Source organism: Microbacterium gubbeenense DSM 15944, assembly GCF_000422745.1.
Taxonomy (GTDB): Bacteria; Actinomycetota; Actinomycetes; order Actinomycetales; family Microbacteriaceae; genus Microbacterium; species Microbacterium gubbeenense.
In genome coordinates this window covers 34,587-50,713 of record NZ_AUGQ01000010.1, presented here as the reverse complement: position 1 = coordinate 50,713, position 16,127 = coordinate 34,587, and the positions used below count along the sequence as shown (strand labels likewise).

General features: G+C 69.8%; 18 protein-coding genes. 11 read left to right on the top strand and 7 right to left on the bottom strand.

Annotated elements, in window-relative coordinates; all coding sequences use genetic code 11:
- Window positions 1-91 precede the first annotated feature (91 nt).
- Window positions 92-649, top strand: a complete 558-nt coding sequence (locus tag G510_RS0107850; protein ID WP_029153184.1) for an NADPH-dependent FMN reductase — start codon at window positions 92-94, stop codon at window positions 647-649.
- Window positions 650-722: 73 nt separating this feature from the next.
- Here G510_RS0107850 and G510_RS15955 read toward each other — a convergent pair whose 3' ends face one another.
- Window positions 723-1,211: a VOC family protein gene (locus G510_RS15955; protein WP_036322428.1), complete on the bottom strand. Its 489-nt coding sequence runs from the start codon at window positions 1,209-1,211 to the stop codon at window positions 723-725.
- A gap of 119 nt (window positions 1,212-1,330) precedes the next feature.
- Here G510_RS15955 and G510_RS0107835 point away from each other — a divergent pair, with 119 nt between their 5' ends.
- Both G510_RS0107835 and G510_RS0107830 read left to right on the top strand, forming a co-directional pair.
- Window positions 1,331-2,605, top strand: a complete 1,275-nt coding sequence (locus G510_RS0107835; protein ID WP_084644270.1) for a sensor histidine kinase — start codon at window positions 1,331-1,333, stop codon at window positions 2,603-2,605.
- Between the two features lie 12 nt (window positions 2,606-2,617).
- Window positions 2,618-3,268, top strand: coding sequence for a response regulator (locus G510_RS0107830; protein ID WP_029153182.1), 651 nt, complete (start codon window positions 2,618-2,620; stop codon window positions 3,266-3,268).
- Between the two features lie 8 nt (window positions 3,269-3,276).
- Here the strand turns inward: G510_RS0107830 and G510_RS0107825 are convergent, their stop codons facing one another.
- Entirely contained in the window at window positions 3,277-4,116 is an 840-nt protein-coding gene (locus G510_RS0107825) for an exodeoxyribonuclease III (RefSeq protein WP_029153181.1), read from the bottom strand.
- 10 nt (window positions 4,117-4,126) lie between these two features.
- On the bottom strand, window positions 4,127-4,393 hold the full coding sequence (locus G510_RS0107820; protein WP_157560476.1) for a hypothetical protein: 267 nt from the start codon (window positions 4,391-4,393) through the stop codon (window positions 4,127-4,129).
- Window positions 4,394-4,430: 37 nt separating this feature from the next.
- Here G510_RS0107820 and pyrE point away from each other — a divergent pair, with 37 nt between their 5' ends.
- Complete coding sequence (gene pyrE / locus G510_RS0107815; RefSeq protein ID WP_029153179.1) at window positions 4,431-5,009, top strand: orotate phosphoribosyltransferase; 579 nt, start codon at window positions 4,431-4,433, stop codon at window positions 5,007-5,009.
- Between the two features lie 43 nt (window positions 5,010-5,052).
- The gene (locus tag G510_RS0107810) at window positions 5,053-5,967 is read left to right on the top strand and encodes an ROK family protein (RefSeq protein ID WP_029153178.1); all 915 of its coding nucleotides are present in this window, start codon (window positions 5,053-5,055) and stop codon (window positions 5,965-5,967) included.
- A gap of 8 nt (window positions 5,968-5,975) precedes the next feature.
- On the opposite strand, the gene G510_RS19005 is transcribed toward G510_RS0107810, so the two are convergent.
- Window positions 5,976-6,104, bottom strand: coding sequence for a hypothetical protein (locus tag G510_RS19005; protein WP_281167431.1), 129 nt, complete (start codon window positions 6,102-6,104; stop codon window positions 5,976-5,978).
- 62 nt (window positions 6,105-6,166) lie between these two features.
- Here G510_RS19005 and G510_RS0107800 point away from each other — a divergent pair, with 62 nt between their 5' ends.
- The 4 genes from G510_RS0107800 (at window position 6,167) to G510_RS15950 (ending at window position 9,642) form a co-directional block, all read left to right on the top strand.
- Window positions 6,167-7,153 (top strand): SDR family NAD(P)-dependent oxidoreductase, encoded by a 987-nt coding sequence (locus G510_RS0107800; RefSeq protein WP_245563260.1) that lies wholly within the window; start codon window positions 6,167-6,169, stop codon window positions 7,151-7,153.
- A gap of 9 nt (window positions 7,154-7,162) precedes the next feature.
- Window positions 7,163-7,798, top strand: a complete 636-nt coding sequence (locus G510_RS0107795; RefSeq protein WP_029153176.1) for a metal-dependent transcriptional regulator — start codon at window positions 7,163-7,165, stop codon at window positions 7,796-7,798.
- A 103-nt stretch (window positions 7,799-7,901) separates the two neighbouring features.
- Entirely contained in the window at window positions 7,902-8,321 is a 420-nt protein-coding gene (locus G510_RS0107790; RefSeq protein WP_036322423.1) for a YciI family protein, read from the top strand.
- A gap of 13 nt (window positions 8,322-8,334) precedes the next feature.
- Entirely contained in the window at window positions 8,335-9,642 is a 1,308-nt protein-coding gene (locus G510_RS15950) for an RNA polymerase sigma factor (protein WP_051216586.1), read from the top strand.
- On the opposite strand, the gene G510_RS0107780 is transcribed toward G510_RS15950, so the two are convergent.
- On the bottom strand, window positions 9,605-10,846 hold the full coding sequence (locus tag G510_RS0107780; protein WP_029153174.1) for an Nramp family divalent metal transporter: 1,242 nt from the start codon (window positions 10,844-10,846) through the stop codon (window positions 9,605-9,607). The two genes, G510_RS15950 and G510_RS0107780, sit on opposite strands and share 38 nt — an antisense overlap.
- Before the next feature lie 70 nt (window positions 10,847-10,916).
- Here G510_RS0107780 and G510_RS0107775 point away from each other — a divergent pair, with 70 nt between their 5' ends.
- Entirely contained in the window at window positions 10,917-11,522 is a 606-nt protein-coding gene (locus tag G510_RS0107775; protein ID WP_029153173.1) for a TrmH family RNA methyltransferase, read from the top strand.
- Between the two features lie 28 nt (window positions 11,523-11,550).
- Here the strand turns inward: G510_RS0107775 and aceB are convergent, their stop codons facing one another.
- Window positions 11,551-13,203 carry a malate synthase A gene (gene aceB, locus G510_RS0107770; protein WP_036322421.1) on the bottom strand — a complete coding sequence of 551 codons (1,653 nt, stop codon included), beginning with the start codon at window positions 13,201-13,203 and terminating at the stop codon, window positions 11,551-11,553.
- 27 nt (window positions 13,204-13,230) lie between these two features.
- Window positions 13,231-14,529: an isocitrate lyase gene (gene aceA / locus G510_RS0107765; protein ID WP_029153171.1), complete on the bottom strand. Its 1,299-nt coding sequence runs from the start codon at window positions 14,527-14,529 to the stop codon at window positions 13,231-13,233.
- 143 nt (window positions 14,530-14,672) lie between these two features.
- Here aceA and G510_RS0107760 point away from each other — a divergent pair, with 143 nt between their 5' ends.
- The gene (locus G510_RS0107760; RefSeq protein ID WP_036322419.1) at window positions 14,673-16,121 is read left to right on the top strand and encodes an XRE family transcriptional regulator; all 1,449 of its coding nucleotides are present in this window, start codon (window positions 14,673-14,675) and stop codon (window positions 16,119-16,121) included.
- Window positions 16,122-16,127: the final 6 nt, after the last annotated feature.

The window sequence follows — 16,127 nt, the reverse complement described above, 5'->3', positions numbered from 1 at the left end:
CCGGCCAGAATGATGAATTCATCGGAATAGACAGGACGGCGGGCCCGTTCCCGACTCCTGTACCGCAATTCGCCTACCAAGGAGAACCCCTGTGACCAAGATCGGCTACATCGTCGGATCCATCGGAACGACCTCGATCAACCGCGCGCTCGCCGGAGCGCTCGTGAACCTGCTCCCCGAGGGAGTCGAGGCCGTGGAGATTCCGATCAAGCAGCTGCCGTTCTTCTCGACCGACCTCGAGGGCGACTTCCCGCAGGTCGCGCTCGACTTCAAGGAGCAGATCGAGTCGGTCGACGGCGTGATCATCATCACGCCCGAGTACAACCGGTCGATCCCCGGCGTACTGAAGAACGCGATCGAGTGGGCGAGCCGTCCCTACGGCAACTTCTCCTTCGGCGGTCGGCCCGTCGCCGTCATCGGCGCCTCACAGGGCGGAATCGCCACCGCCGCCGCGCAGCAGCACCTCAAGGCCATCCTGAGCCACGTCAACGCGATCGTGATGGGCCAGCCCGAGGGCTTCATCCAGCTCACACCGGGCCTGATCAGCGAGACCGGCGAGGTGACGAACGCCGACACGAAGGCGTTCCTCGAGATGTACCTCGGCACCTTCCTCGGCCTCATCGGCCGCGTGCAGAAGGCCAACGCCTAAGCGTTCACGAACCAGCGCCCCGCGGATCCGCCTCTCCCCCTTATTGGATCCGCGGGGCGCTCTGCTGTGCGCGTCACTCGCGCGCGGGCCAGCCCTCCGCTTCCGCGTCCGTGAACGCGTCGTTCGCATCGGGGTGCTGGTGGTTGAATCCGTCGGCCGCGGCGGGCTGCGGGGCCTCGTCCGACATCCACGTGAACTCGATGATGTGCCCGTCGGGGTCGGCCATCGAGACCACGTACATGACGCCGTGATCGACCGGCGGCTTGTTCTCGGATCCGCCGTTGTCGAGCACCGTCTGCCGGGCGCGCTCGACCTGCTCGCGCGAATCCCGGCTGAGCGCCGTGATCGACTGCGCCCCCGTGCCCGGCATGACGACGGGCTGGTCGGTGAAGGTCGCGAAGTAGTCGGCCGCGAGGACCATGAAGAACACGTTCTCGTCCCACTTCAGGCACGAGGCGTTCTCGTCGGTGAACTCGGTGACGACCTCGGCGCCGAGCGCCGTGTAGAACGCCTTCGAGCGCTCGAGATCGGCGACGGGAAGATTGACGAAGATCATCACCATGGTGTGCTCCCTTGAGACGAGTGTGCCTGGCTCCAGGATCCGCGCGACGGCGCCGGAATACAAGGGCCTCCGCCGTGCGGGGGAGGCGATTGCCGCGATCGCCGCCTAACGTGGTCGGCATGACGATCACGACGGCGCGCACAACGCGCCCTGCGGCCGGATCCTTCGCGCGCGATGCGCCCGCGCCCGCGCAGAGAACGAACGATGTCTGGGTGGGACTTGCGCTGTTCCTCGGCGCGATCATCAGCGTGATCCTCGGGTTCTTCGCGCAGCTGATGGGATCCAGCGGGCTGGACGTGAAGTGGGGGCTCGTCTACGCGGCCGCGCTCTCGCTGCCGTTCGTCGTGCGCACCAGCTACCCGATCACCGTCGCGATCGTCGTCAACGTCGTCTACGTCGTCGGCATGGAGGCCGGGGCGACCGAGCTCTACGTCGGGCAGATCGCGCTGTTCCTGTCGATGTACACGGTGGGCGCGTGGGTCAACGACCGCCGCCGCGCCCAGCTCGCGCGCTTCGCGATCATGGCGGTCATGGCCGGGTGGCTGCTCGTCGCCACGTTCCGCGCGGCGACCGAGCCGGTGCCCGAGGGCATGCCCGACGCCGTGGGCGCGATGTCGCCGATGGTCGCGTACATGATGATCCAGTGGCTCATCAACGCGGTCTTCTTCGGCGCCGCGTACGTGATGGGCGACCGCGCGTACGAGGCCGCGCTCGGGCGGAAGGCGCTCGCCGCGCGCACGCGGGAGCTCGAGGAGCAGCAGGAGATCGCCTCCGCGCAGGCCGTCATGCTCGACCGCGTGCGGATCGCCCGCGAGCTGCACGACGTCGTCGCCCACCACGTGTCGTCGATGGGCGTGCAGGCCGGCGCCGCGCGCGCCGTCCTCGATCAGAACCCCGACGGCGCCAAGCGCGCGCTCACGGTCGTGGAGGAGTCGTCTCGGCAGGTGATCGGCGAGCTGCGGCACCTGCTCGACACGCTGCGCGGCGGCGACGACGACCACGAGGATCCGCCGTCGACGGTCACGCTCGCCGCGCTCGATCAGCTCGTTCGCGCGTCGGAGGCCGCGGGAACGCCCACCTCGCTGCGCATCATCGGGGATCCGCGCGATGTGCCGAGCCTCGCGCAGGTGAACCTGTACCGGATCGCGCAGGAGGCGCTCACGAACGCCCGCCGGCACGCGGGGCCGAACGTGACCGCCGACGTGCGCCTGCGCTATTCGGACGATGACGTCGAGCTCGAGGTGACGAACACCGGGCGAGCGGTCCTCGGATCCCGCGCGGGGCTCGGCACGCTCGGCATGCGCGAGCGGGCGACGTCGATGGGGGCGTTCCTCGAGGCGGGCCCGCGCGAGAGCGGCGGCTACCTGGTGCGCGTGCGCGTGCCGCTGGCATAGCAGGATGGAATCATGACCGCACCCACCGTTCTGCTCGTCGATGACCACGCCACGATGCGGGCGGGGTTCCGCATGATTCTCGAGGCGTCGGGCGTCGAGATCGTCGGCGAGGCCGCCACCGGTGTCGAGGCGATCGAGCGCGCAGCGCACCTCGACCCTGACGTCGTGTTCATGGACGTGCAGATGCCCGACATGGACGGCATCGAGGCCACGCGGCAGATCATCGCCTCGGGCAGCCGGTCGAGCGTCGTGATCGTGACGACCTTCGACCGAGACGACTACCTCTTCGCGGCCCTGGATGCGGGCGCGAGCGGGTTCCTGCTCAAGAACGCGGGGCCCGAGGAGCTCGTGAGCGCGGCGCAGGTGGCCGCTGCGGGCGACGCGCTGCTCGCACCCGAGGTGACCCGCCGGGTCATCGAGCGGCACAGCGCGGCGGGACATATGCCGCTGTCGGCATCCGATGGGATCCCCGTGTCTCTGACCGAGCGCGAGGCCGAGATCCTGCGCCTTCTGGCGGCGGCGATGAGCAACGCCGAGATCGCTCAGCAGCTGTTCATCGGCGAGGCGACGGTGAAGACGCACATCTCGAACATGTTGCAGAAGACGGGCTCGCGCGACCGCGTCGCCGCCGTGGTGTGGGCGTACCGCAACAACTTCGCGTAGGGCGTCGGTCAGCCGAAGATCATCGGAACGTCTTCGTCGTCCTCGTCGAAGTTCAGGTCGACGACCACCGGAACGTGGTCGCTCGGCCCCTCGCCCCCCCGCTCATCCCGCTCGATCGACGCGCCCTCGACCGCGTCGGCGAACGCACGGGATCCCAGCACGAAGTCGATGCGCAGGCCCTCGTTGCGCGGGAACCGCAGCTGCTTGTAGTCCCAGAACGTGAAGCCCTCGGGCACGAGCGGGCGCACGACGTCCTGCAGCCCGGCCTCGGACAGCGCGGAGAAGGCGTCGCGCTCGGCGGGGGAGACGTGCGTCGTCACGCCCTCGACGATCGACGGATCCCCGTTGTCCGCGTCCGTGGGCGCCACGTTGAAGTCGCCCGTGAGCGCGAGCGGAAGCGACGGATCCGCCGCGAGCGCGTCGGCAGCGTACTGTCGCAGCGCGTCGAAGAAGCGCAGCTTGTAGGCGTAGTGCGGGTCGTCGAGCCCGCGGCCGTTCGGCACGTAGAGGCTCCACAGCCGCACGCCCTCGACGAGAGCGGAGATCGCGCGCGCCTCGAGCGGGGCGTCGTCGCCGTCATAACCCTTCTGGAATCCGGGCATTCCCGGGAAGGAATATTCGACGTCCTCGAGCGGCAGGCGGCTCGCGATCGCAACGCCGTTCCACTGGTTCAGGCCGTGCGCCTCGATCGTGTAGCCGGCGTCCTCGAACTGTTGATACGGGAACTGCTCGGGCTTGCACTTGATCTCCTGCATGAGCAGGACGTCGATCGCGGCACGGTCGGCGAAGGCGACGATGCGGTCGACGCGTGCACGAACCGAGTTGACGTTCCAGGTCGCGATGCGCATGTGAAGAAGCCTACTTGCGCGGGTCGGATCCCCACTTCAGGTTGTCGAAGAGGTCGTCGACGGCCGCGCGGTCGTACGCCTCGGCGCGCGGGGCGGTCGGGAAGTCGATCTTGCGGATCAGATCGGCGTACTGCCGGTCAGCGCGCAGCCGGTCGACGACCTTGTCGGTGACCTCGTCGACCGCTCGGCGCGAGTAGCCCTCGCCCGCGAACAGGCCGGGCTTCTTCAACGGGTGGGATGCGAGCCATTCTTCGAGGGGCTGGTGTGCCTTAGCCATGTCGTCAGCCTATGGCCTGCCGAATAGACTGGGGCACATGGCCATCGCATCCACTCCCGCGCTCGAGTCCGACCGCCAGAACCTGATCTCGCTGATCACCGACGAGGCCGTGTTCCACGGTGACTTCACGCTGTCGAGCGGCAAGAGGGCCACGTACTACGTCGACATGCGCAAGCTCACGCTCGACCACCGCGCGGCCCCCGCGATCGGCCGCATCATGAGCGACCTGATCGCCGACATCGACGGCGTCGTCGCGGTCGGCGGGCTCACCCTGGGCGCGGATCCCATCGCGAACGCCGTCATGCACGCGACGGCGGCCTCAGAGCGGCCGCTCGACGCGTTCGTCGTGCGCAAGGAGCCGAAGGATCACGGCCGCGGCCGGCAGATCGAGGGCGCGGAGGTCGAGGGCAAGCGCGTCGTCGTGCTCGAAGACACGTCCACGACGGGGCAGTCGGCGCTGAAGGCGGTCGAGGCGCTGAAGAAGGCCGGAGCCGAGGTCGTGGCGGTCGCCGTGATCGTCGATCGGCTGACCGGCGCCCGTGCCGCGATCGAGGAGGCCGGCCTCGAATGGCGAGCCGCGATCGACCTGGGCGACTTGGGGCTCGACCCTCAGTAGAGCGCACCGACTGGGACATCCTCGGTACCGCTAGCCTGAACGCATGTCCCGCATCGCGTTGGCCGTCGACCTCGGCGGCACGAAGATCGAAGCCGCCCTCGTCGACGAGACGGGCGCCGTGATCACCGCGAGCCGGCACCGCGTTCCGACCGGGCGGGACATCACGCCCGAACGTCTCGGCCAGTCGGTCAGCGCGGTGGTCGCGGCCGCTCTTGACCACCTGCCGCAGGGCGCCGACTTCGCTGGGGCGGGCGTCGGGTCGGCTGGCCCGGTCGACCGCGCGGCGGGCACGATCCACCCGGTGAACATGCCGCTCGTGATGGGGTTCGACCTCGCCAGCACCGTGCGCGACGCCGTCGTCGTGGACACGGGTGACATCGACGCCGACGTGACGCTGCGGCACGACGGCGGCGCGCTCGCGCTCGCCGAGTCGTGGCTCGGCGAGGCCGCGGGCGCCAGGGCCTCCCTCTCGATCGTCGTCTCGACCGGCGTCGGGGGCGGCATCGTCATCGGGGGCGAGCCGATCGGCGGATCCTCCGGCAACGCCGGCCACCTCGGCCAGACGCACGTCGCCGAGCAGAACGGTGAGCTCACGCTCGAGGAGGTCGCCTCGGGGCCCGCGAGCGTCACGTGGGCTCAGCTGCAGGGCTGGCAGGGCACGGCGGGGGAGCAGCTCGGAGAGGACGCGCGCCGGGGCGATCGCACCGCGCGCGCCGCGATCGAGCGGTCGGCGCACGCGGTCGGGCGGGCGCTCGCCGACGCCTCCACCCTGCTCGACCTCGAGGTCGTCGCGATCTCCGGCGGGTTCTCGTTCGTCTCCGACGACTATGTCGAGCTCGTCCAGGCCGCGCTCAACGACTGGGCCGAGCTGCCGTACGCGCAGAACACCCGGGTCGTGCGCAGCGGCCTCGGCCCCGACGGCCCTCTGATCGGTGCCGCGGCCCTCGCGCTGCGCTGAGCCCGCCCTCAGCGGCGGGGGCCGAACATGTCGTCGTCGTCTCGACCCGACTTGTTCATGCGGCGCACGGCGCGAATGCCCATGACGATCACGCTGACGCAGGTCAGGGCGATGACGATCACGAACAGTTCCGGCATGCCGCCCACGTTACCCGCGCGCCGACCGGTGTGGGATCAGAACCCGACATAGGCTCGGCATCGTGGCGAAGAACCCGATGAAGGAGCGCGATTCCTTCAGCATGCCGCCGCAGGACGGCCGCACCTACCTCGTCACGGGCGCCAACGCCGGCCTCGGATATTTCGCCTCTGAGCACCTCGCGCGGGCCGGCGCGCACGTGATCATGAGCGGGCGCCACCCGAACCGCCTCGCCGCCGCCCACGACGCCCTCGAGGCGCGCGTGCCCGGGGCATCCGTCGAGACGCTGCTGCTCGACGTCGCGAACCCCGGATCCGTGCGGGCGGCCGCCGCGAGCATCCGCGGCGGCATGTTCGACCGCACGCGCCTCGACGGCGTGATCTTCAACGCCGGGATCGTGCACCCGCCGCACGAGCGCCGACTGACGCGCGACGGGCGCGAGCTCGTGTTCTCGACGAACGCGCTCGGCCATTTCGTGCTCGGATCCGAGCTGCTCGTGCCGCTCGCGAAGTCGGCGACGAATCGCTGGACGCCGCGCATGGTGTGGATCGGCAGCGTCTCGACGCGCATGGGCGCGCACAACCCCGTCGACGTGCAGCTCGAGGCGAAGTACTCGGCCTGGAAGGCGTACGTGCAGTCAAAGGTCGCCGTGCAGGCGCTCGGTTTCGAGGCCGACGCGCGCCTGCGCGACGCCTCGGTTCCGGTCAAGAGCATCGTTGCGCACCCCGGATACTCGATCGGCGGCCGTACGCCGCGGGTGCAGGGCGTCAACCAGCCCGGCCTGTTCAAGCGGCTGAAGGACGGCGCCCAGGCGCCCTTCTCGCAGAGCAAGGAGCACGGCGCCGAGGCGATCGTGCGCGCACTCGTGGATCCGGGCATCTCGGGCGGCGAGTACTGGGGCCCGCGCTACCTGCTGCGCGGCGAGGCCGTCAGGCAGCGCCCGTCGGTGACCTCGGCCGATCCGGAGGTGCGCCGCCTGCTCTGGGAGAAGTGCGAGGCGCTGTCGGGCATGACGTGGCCGCTGCAGAAGGCCGCCCGGGCCGCTCGGTAATCTGGTCTCGTGTCCACCAGCCCTGCAGCCGACGATTATCTGAAGACGATCTTCCACCACACCGAGTGGCAGGATCGGCCGATCACGCCGTCGGTTCTCGCCGCGAAGCTGGGCGTCGCGCCCTCGAGCGTGACCGAGATGGTGAAGAAGCTCGCCGCCGCCGGTCTCACGATCCACGAGCCGTATCGCGCCGTGCGCCTCACCGAGGCGGGCCTCGCCCGGGCCGTCACCATGACGCGCCGGCATCGCCTCATCGAGACCTGGCTGGTCAGGGAGTTCGGTTACACCTGGGACGAGGTCCACGACGAGGCCGAGGTGCTCGAGCACGCCGTCAGCGATCGCATGCTCGACAAGATCGACGACCGTCTCGGACACCCCGATGTCGACCCGCACGGCGACGCGATTCCGCGCCCCGACGGCACGATCCACCGCCCCGCGTTCGTGTTGCTCGGCGATGCGGATACGGGGCACGAGGGGCGCGTGCTGCGCGTGAGCGACGCGGATCCGATGCTGCTGCGCGCGATCACGGCGTGCGGCATCGATGTGGGAACGTCGATCGCCGTGCTGAAGCACGGTCTCGAGGTCGAGGGATCGCCGGTCGACCTTCCGGAGGGCGCGGCCGACGCCGTCTGGCTCACGGCCTGATTCGTTGGTCCGGAAATTAATCCGCCGCCGTGTCGATTTCCGTCTTCCGCGTTCGATGCGTCAGTGAGAGGGTCAGAACGGGCCCACCAGCGAGAGGAAGATCATGTCCAAGTTCATGCTCATCATGCGCGACAACGACGAAACGGCCATCGTGTCGAGGGACGTTCCGTTCGAGGAGATGCTCGAGGCGATGGGGAAGTACAACGAGTCGATGATCAAGGCCGGCGTGCTCGTCAACGCTGACGGGCTCACCGACCCCGCGGAGGGCGTCGTCGTCGACTACTCTGCGACACCGCCCATCGCGACTGACGGACCGTACGGCGAGACGAAGGAGCTCTTCAACGGGTTTTGGACCCTCGAGGTCCCGACGATCGAGGAGGCGACCGAGTGGGCGAAGCGCGCACCTCTCGGCGCTGGAAGCAAAATGGAGATCCGCCGAATCCACGGCAACGAAGATTTCCCGACCGACAACGAGTGGATCCAGAAGGAAGCCGAGTGGCGCCAGCAGCTCGGCACCGAGTGATCCGGATCCGCGGATGAACGGCGACGGGGTTGGCACCGCGCCCGAGCGGGAGGCGGCGTCAGCCCGCCGCCGCGTCGAGGCGGTGTGGCGCATCGAGGCCGCGCGCATCGTTGCGACGCTGATCCGGTACACCGGCGACTTCGATCTCGCCGAGGATCTCGCGCAGGAAGCGCTTTCGGCTGCGCTTGAGCAGTGGCCCGTCGACGGCACGCCGTCGAACCCGGGTGCGTGGCTCGTCACCGTCGGCAAGCGCCGCGCCGTCGACGGCTGGCGTCGCGCGGCCGCGCTCGACAAGAGGTGCGCGGCGATCGCGCGCAGGCTCAACGAGCAGGCGGAGGAGAACGCGTACGACCCCGACGCGATCGAGGACGACGTGCTGCGGCTCGTCTTCATCGCCTGCCACCCGTCCCTCTCGCGCGACGCCCGCGTCGCGCTCACGCTGCGCGTCGTCGGCGGGCTCGCGACAGACGAGATCGCGCGAGCCTTCTTCGTGCCGACCCCGACGATCCAGCAGCGCATCGTGCGGGCGAAGAAGACGCTTGCGGCCGTGAACGCGCCCTTCGAGGTGCCGCCGCGCGAGGAGTACGCTGGCCGCCTCGACGGCGTGTTGAGCGTGCTCTACCTCATCTTCAACGAAGGACACGTCGCCAGTTCCGGCGGTGAGTGGATGCGCGAAGATCTCGCCCGTGAGGCGATGCGACTCGCGCGCGTGCTCGCCGGGCTGATCCCGGCCGAGTCCGAGGCGCACGCGCTGGTCGCCCTCATGGAGCTGACCGCCGCACGTTTCCCCGCTCGCACCGACGCGAACCGAGACCCGGTGCTGCTCGACGCGCAGGACCGCACGCGGTGGGACGCGTCCCTCATCTCCCGGGGGCGTGCGGCGCTCCAGCGGGCAGACGCCGTCGGCCGCGGACGCGGGGCCTACGGACTGCAGGCGGCGATCGCCGAGTGCCACGCGGTCGCCGCGACGTTCGATGACACCGACTGGGAGCGCATCGTCGTGCTGCACGAGGCCCTCGGGCGCATCGCCCCGTCGCCCGCGGTCGAGCTGAACCGGGCCGCCGCGGTGGCCATGGCGGCCGGACCGGCGAGCGCCCTGCGCATTGTTGACGAGATCGATCGTTCGGGCGCCCTGTACGGCTCCCACCTGCTGCCCTCCGTGCGCGGCGACCTGCTCGCGCGCCTCGGCCGCGTGGACGAGGCGCGCGAGTGCCTGACGGATGCGGCGCGACTAACGGCGAACGAGCGCGAGCGCGGCGTGCTGCTCGCGAAGATCGCGGCGCTCAGCCCGCGAACGTCAGCCACAGCAGCACCGCGTTGAGGGCGATGAGGAACGCGCTCGACGCGACGCCGACGGCGGTCGTCCACCACCGATTGCGGTGGGATCCGAGGGTGCGCTTCTGCGCCGTCAGCGCGACGAGCGGCACGAGCGCGAACGGGATGCCGAACGACAGCACGACCTGACTGAGGATCAGCGCCTGGGTGGGGTCGACACCGATCGCGAGCACCGCGAGCGCCGGGATGATCGTCACGACCCGGCGCACGATCATCGGGATCTGCACGCGCAGCAGCCCGCGCATGATCTCGGATCCGGCGTACGCGCCGACCGAGGTCGAGGCGAGCCCCGACGCGAGCAGGCCGACGGCGAACACGGTCGCGATGATGCCGCCGAGCGACGCCTCCAGCGCTGCGTGCGCGCCCTCGAGGCTGTCGGTTCCGGGGACGCCGGGCAGGTTCGCGGCCCCGAGCAGCAGGATCGCGAGGTTCACGGCACCCGCCACGACGAGCGCGATCGTCACGTCCCACCGCGTCGCGCGCAGCAGGCGAGGGATCCGTCCGGGGCCCGCCGCGTCGGGCTCGACGTCGGGGGCGAAGCGGTCGCGCACGAGCGCGGAGTGCGCGTAGATGGCGTGCGGCATGACCGTCGCGCCGAGGATCGACGCGGCGAGCAGAACGGATCCGGACCCCTCGAAGCGCGGCACGAGGCCGGCCACGGCGGACTCCACGTCGGGCGGCCCGACGATCACGCCCGCCGTGAAGCCGATCGTGATGATCGCCATGAGCGCGATGATCACGAACTCGAACGGGCGCACGCCGCCGCGGGTCTGGATCCACAGCAGCCCCATCGATACGGCGCCCGTGATGACGCCGCCCGCAACGAGCGGCACGTCGAACAGCAGCCACAGCGCGACGGCGCCGCCGATGACCTCGGCGACATCGGTCGCCATCGCCACCAGCTCGGCCTGCAGCCAGAACAGGCGCCGGCCCCAGGGGGATCGGATGCGCTGGCTGAGCGTCTCGGCGAGGCTCTGCCCCGTGACGACGCCGAGCTTCGCCGAGAGGTACTGGATCAGCCAGGCCATCGCGTTGCCGAGCACGACGACCCACACCAGGAGGTAGCCGAACTGCGCTCCGGCCGACATGTTCGTCGCCACGTTGCCCGGGTCGAGGTAGGCGACGCCCGCCACGAGGGCGGGCCCGAGCAGCCACGCGGCGCGGCGTCGGGGCGGCGAGACGGTCGTCATCCGGCCAGTGTGTCAGATTTTTAGGCGCACCGAAAGATTCGTTCCGAGCATCGGGTGGGACGATAGGGAGGTGACCGATGAACCGACCCACGGCGTGGGGCCCTGGCAGGGCGAGCTTCCCGACGGCGACCGCTTCGACCCCGAGCTGCTGGCGTCCGGCGATACCCGCAACGTCGTCGACGAGTACCGGTATTGGACGATGGAGGCCATCGTCGCCGACCTCGACTCCCGCCGCCACGCGTTCCACGTCGCGATCGAGAACTGGCAGCACGATATGAACATCGGATCCATCGTGCGAAGCGCCAACGCGTTCCTCGCGAACACGGTGCACATCGTCGGGCGCCGCCGCTGGAACCGGCGCGGGGCCATGGTCACCGATCGCTACCAGCACGTGATCCACCACCCGGACGTCGACACGTTCCGGGCGTGGATGGACGAGCGCGGCATCCCGATCATCGCGGTCGACAACGTCGGCGATGCGGTTCCCGTCGACAAGGCGGATCTCCCGGAGACCTGCGCATTCCTGTTCGGCCAGGAGGGCCCTGGCCTCACCGAGGAGGCGCTCGCCGCGGCGAGCTCGCAGATCGAGATCACGCAATACGGATCCACGCGCTCGATGAACGCCTCGGCCGCCGGCGCCGTCGTCATGTACGAATGGTGCCGCCGCTGGGCTTGACCCGGCGGCGGCACCATTCGAGGACCCGCTACGGCGTCTCGACGAGGTACATCGCGTAGGCCTTCGTCGTGAGGAACGGAGCGAAGGTGCCCGACAGGGCGACGTCGCGGAACACGCTCGCCGCCTCGTCGAACCGGTCGCCGTCCGTGCGCTCGACCGACTGCAGCATCTCGTCAACGAGCCCGTCGACGTAGCCGTGCGTGATCGCCGTGCCCTCCTCGGTGACGCGGTCCTGGCGGATCCACTGCCAGATCTGCGAGCGCGAGATCTCTGCCGTCGCCGCGTCCTCCATCAGGTTGTTGATGGCGACGGCGCCGAGCCCGCGCAGCCACGCCTCGATGTAGCGGATCGCGACCTCGACGTTGCCGCGCACTCCCGCGTCGGTCACCCCGCGCCCGATCGTGAGATCGAGCAGCTGGCGCGGCTGCACGTTGACATCACCGCGCTGGCGGGTGAGCTGGTGCGGCGCGTCGCCGAGCACGGCATCGAACTCGGCGCGGGCGGCGGGGATCAGGTCGGGGTGTGCGACCCACGTGCCGTCGAAGCCGTCGGTCGCCTCGCGCTTCTTGTCGCTCGCGACCTTCTCGAGCGCGTTACGGTTCGCCTCGGGATCCCGTCGGTTCGGGATGAAGGCGCTCATGCCGCCGATGGCATATGCGCCGCGCCGGTGGCAGGTCTTCACGAGCAGCTCGGTGTACGCCCGCATGAACCCGACGGTCATGGTGACCTCGTTGCGGTCGGGCAGCACGAACCGCGAACCCCGACCGCGGTAGGTCTTGATGATCGAGAAGATGTAGTCCCAGCGCCCGGCGTTGAGGCCCGCGCAGTGGTCGCGCAGCTCGTAGAGGATCTCGTCCATCTGGAACGCGGCCGGCAGCGTCTCGATCAGCACGGTCGCGCGGATCGTGCCGTGCGGCAGGTCGAGGTACTGCTCCGAGAACGTGAAGACCTGGTCCCACAGCCTCGCCTCCTCGGCCTGCTCGATCTTCGGCAGGTAGAAGTACGGGCCGCGCCCCCGGGCCACGAGCTCGCGCGCGTTGTGGAACATGTAGAGGCCGAAGTCGACGAGCGACCCCGACGCGGCCATCGTGCGGCCGTGCCGGTCGGTGAACGTTAGGTGGTGCTCCTCGAGGTGCCAGCCGCGCGGGCGCATCACGATCGTCGGCGTGTGCTCCGCCGTGACCGCGTAGCGCTTGCCGTTCTCGGCGGTGAACTCGAGCTGCTCGCGGATCGCGTCGAACAGCGAGAGCTGGCCGCCGATGACGTTCTGCCACGTGGGGCTCGTCGCGTCCTCCTGGTCGGCGAGCCACACGTTCGCGCCCGAGTTGAGGGCGTTGATCGTCATGCGCGGATCCGTCGGGCCGGTGATCTCGACGCGACGGTTCTCGAGGCCGGGGCCGGCGCCCGCGACGCGCCAGTCGGTGCGTTCGCGGATCCGCGCGGTGTCGTCGCGGAACGACGGGTCGTGTCCGTTGCCGATCTCGTACCCGTGGCGCAGCCGCGCCGCGAGACGGTCGTAGCGGGGGCCGGCGAACAGCTCGTGCAGCTGTGCGACGAAGGCGAGCGCGTCGGGCGTGAGGATCTGCTCGAAGCGGTCGCGCATCGGTCCGACGATGCGGATCGCGGGCAGCATCGGCTCGGGTGCGGAGATGGTCGGTGGGGCGGTGTCGATGAGAGTCATGTCATGCTCCTTGGGAAATCGTGGGAGTCAGGTGAACTGAGCGGTCTCGGTGGAGCCCGCGAGCGCGAGGGTCGAGGCGTCGGGGTTGAGCGCCTGAGACACGTGATCGAAGTAGCCGGTTCCCACTTCGCGCTGGTGCCGGGTCGCGGTGTATCCGTCGGCCTCGGCGGCGAACTCGGCGTTCTGGAGCTCGACGTACGCGGTCATCGCGTTCTGTGCGTAGCCGCGGGCGAGCGAGTACATCGAGTGGTTGAGGGCGTGGAATCCCGCCAGGGTGATGAACTGGAAGCGGTACCCCAGCTCGGCCAGCTCGGCCTGGAAGCTCGCGATCTCGGTGTCGGAGAGCGCGGCCGACCAGTTGAAGCTCGGCGAGCAGTTGTACGCCAGCATCTTGCCCGGGTGCTCCGCGTGGACCGCGGCGGCGAACTCGCGGGCGAGCTCGATGTCCGGCGTGCCCGTCTCGACCCACAGCAGGTCGGCGTACGGCGCGTAGGCGAGGCCGCGCGAGATCACGGGATCGATGCCGTTCCGCACCCGGTAGAAGCCCTCGCTCGAGCGCTCGCCGGTGAGGAAGGGGCGGTCGCGCTCGTCGATGTCGCTCGTGAGCAGGTCGGCCGCGAGCGAGTCGGTGCGGGCGATCTGGATCGTCGAAACGCCGGCGACGTCGGCCGCGAGGCGCGCCGCGTTGAGGGTGCGCACGTGCTGGCTCGTCGGTACGAGCACCTTGCCGCCGAGGTGGCCGCACTTCTTCTCGCTGGCGAGCTGGTCCTCCCAGTGGATGCCGGCCGCGCCCGCCTGGATCATGCCGTGCGCGAGTTCGTAGGCGTTCAGCGGGCCGCCGAATCCGGCCTCGGCGTCGGCGACAATGGGCGCCATCCAGTCGCGAGAGAGCGATCCCTCGGCCGACTCCAGCTGGTCCTGGCGCATCAGCGCGTTGTTGATGCGGCGCACGACGGCGGGAACCGAGTTGGCGGGGTAGAGCGACTGGTCGGGGTAGGTCTGGCCCGAGAGGTTCGCGTCGGCGGCGACCTGCCAGCCCGAGAGGTAGATGGCCTCGAGCCCGGCACGTACTTGCTGCACCGCCTGGTTGCCGGTGAGGGCGCCGAGCGCGCGGATGTACTCGCCGGTCGTGAGCTTGTCCCACAGCGTCTCGGCGCCGCGGCGGGCGAGCGTGGGCTCTTCCCGCACGCTGCCGCGGAGGCGGATGACGTCCTCGGCGGTGTAATCGCGCTCGATGCCGTTCCAACGCGGGTCCGCGTCCCACTCGAGCTGAAGCTCCTCGGCGGTCTGCGTCTGTGATCCGGGGCGGGGTGTCGTGGTGGTCATCGTCGATCTCCTGTGAACGGGCGGCGGGGCCGCGTGTGCTGATAGGTCCACCCTGCGTGAAGTTCTCACGCCAAAACATGGATTGTTGAGGAGAAATAATCCAGTTGTTCCGTTCGGGAGATATCTGTGCCAGAATCCGGGACATGGTGGCACTCGACGATGAGACGAACGACGCCGACGCGATCGCGGTCGGGCGACGGATCCGGTCGCTGCGGCAGCAGCGCGGCATGCGGCTCGCCGAGCTCGCCGACGCCGTGGGGCGCGCGCCGAGCCAGCTGTCGATGATCGAGAACGGTCATCGCGAGCCGCGGCTGCCGGTGCTGCGTGCGATCGCGAAGCACCTCGACGTCACGCCCGACGAGCTCCTCGTGCGCGAGGAACTGGATCCGCGCAGTGAGCTGGAGATCGCCCTCGAGCGCGAGATGCGCTCGCCGCGGTTCCGCGAGCTGGGGCTCGAGCCGTTCCGCGTGCCGAAGGGCATGCCCGACGAGGCGCTCCACGCGATCCTGCGCCTGACGGGGGAGATCGACCGGCTGCGCGACGAGCGGCAGGCGACGCCCGAGCAGGCGCGCCGCGCGAACCGCGACCTGCGCGACCTCATGCGCGAGATGGACAACTACTTCCCCGACCTCGAGAGGGTCGCGGGCGAGCTGCTCGACGCCATCGATCATCCGGGCGGTCCGCTGACGCAGCGCGCGGCCGGCGACATCGCGCGGCACCTCGGCGTGACGCTGCACTACGCGCCCGACCTGCCGCAGTCGACGCGCAGCGTCGTCGACTTGCGCAACGGGCGCCTGTACCTTCCCGACCGGATCTCGACGGATCCGCGCGGGCCGATCCTGCAGTCGCTCGCGAGCCTCGCGCTCGGGCACACCGAGCCGTCGTCGTACGCCGACTTCCTGCGGCAGCGCGTGGAGCAGAACTATCTCGCCGGGGCGCTGCTCGTGCCCGAGGCCGATGCTGTGGCGGCGCTCTCGGACGCGAAGAAGCGCCGGGCGATCTCGATCGAGGACCTGCGGGATGCGTATGCGGTGTCGTACGAGACGGCGGCGCACCGGTTCACGAACCTCGCGACGCGGCACCTCGGCATCCGCGTGCACTTCCTGAAGGTGCACGAGTCCGGCACGATCACGAAGGCGTACGAGAACGACGACGTCAACTTCCCCGCGGACAGCCTCGGATCCATCGAGGGCCAGATGTGCTGCCGGCGGTGGACGAGCCGGGCGATCTTCGACGTCGACGACCGGTTCAACCCGTACTTCCAGTACACCGACACCGGAAACGGCACCTACTGGTGCACGGCCCGCGTGGAGCAGTCGAGGCAGGGCGCGCACTCCGTGAGCATGGGCGTGCGGTTCGACGACACGAAGTGGTTCGTGGGGCGCGAGACGCAGAACCGTGAGGTCTCGCGGCACGCCGACGAGACCTGCTGCCGAAGCGCCCCCGCCGAGCTCGAGAACAGGTGGCGCGGCGGATCCTGGCCGAACGTCGCGACGCCGCGCACGCTGCTCGCGACCCTGCCGACGGGGTCGTTCCCGGGCGTTGACACGACGGCGCTCTACGAGTTCCTCGAGGCGCACGCGCCCGAGTGACGCGCG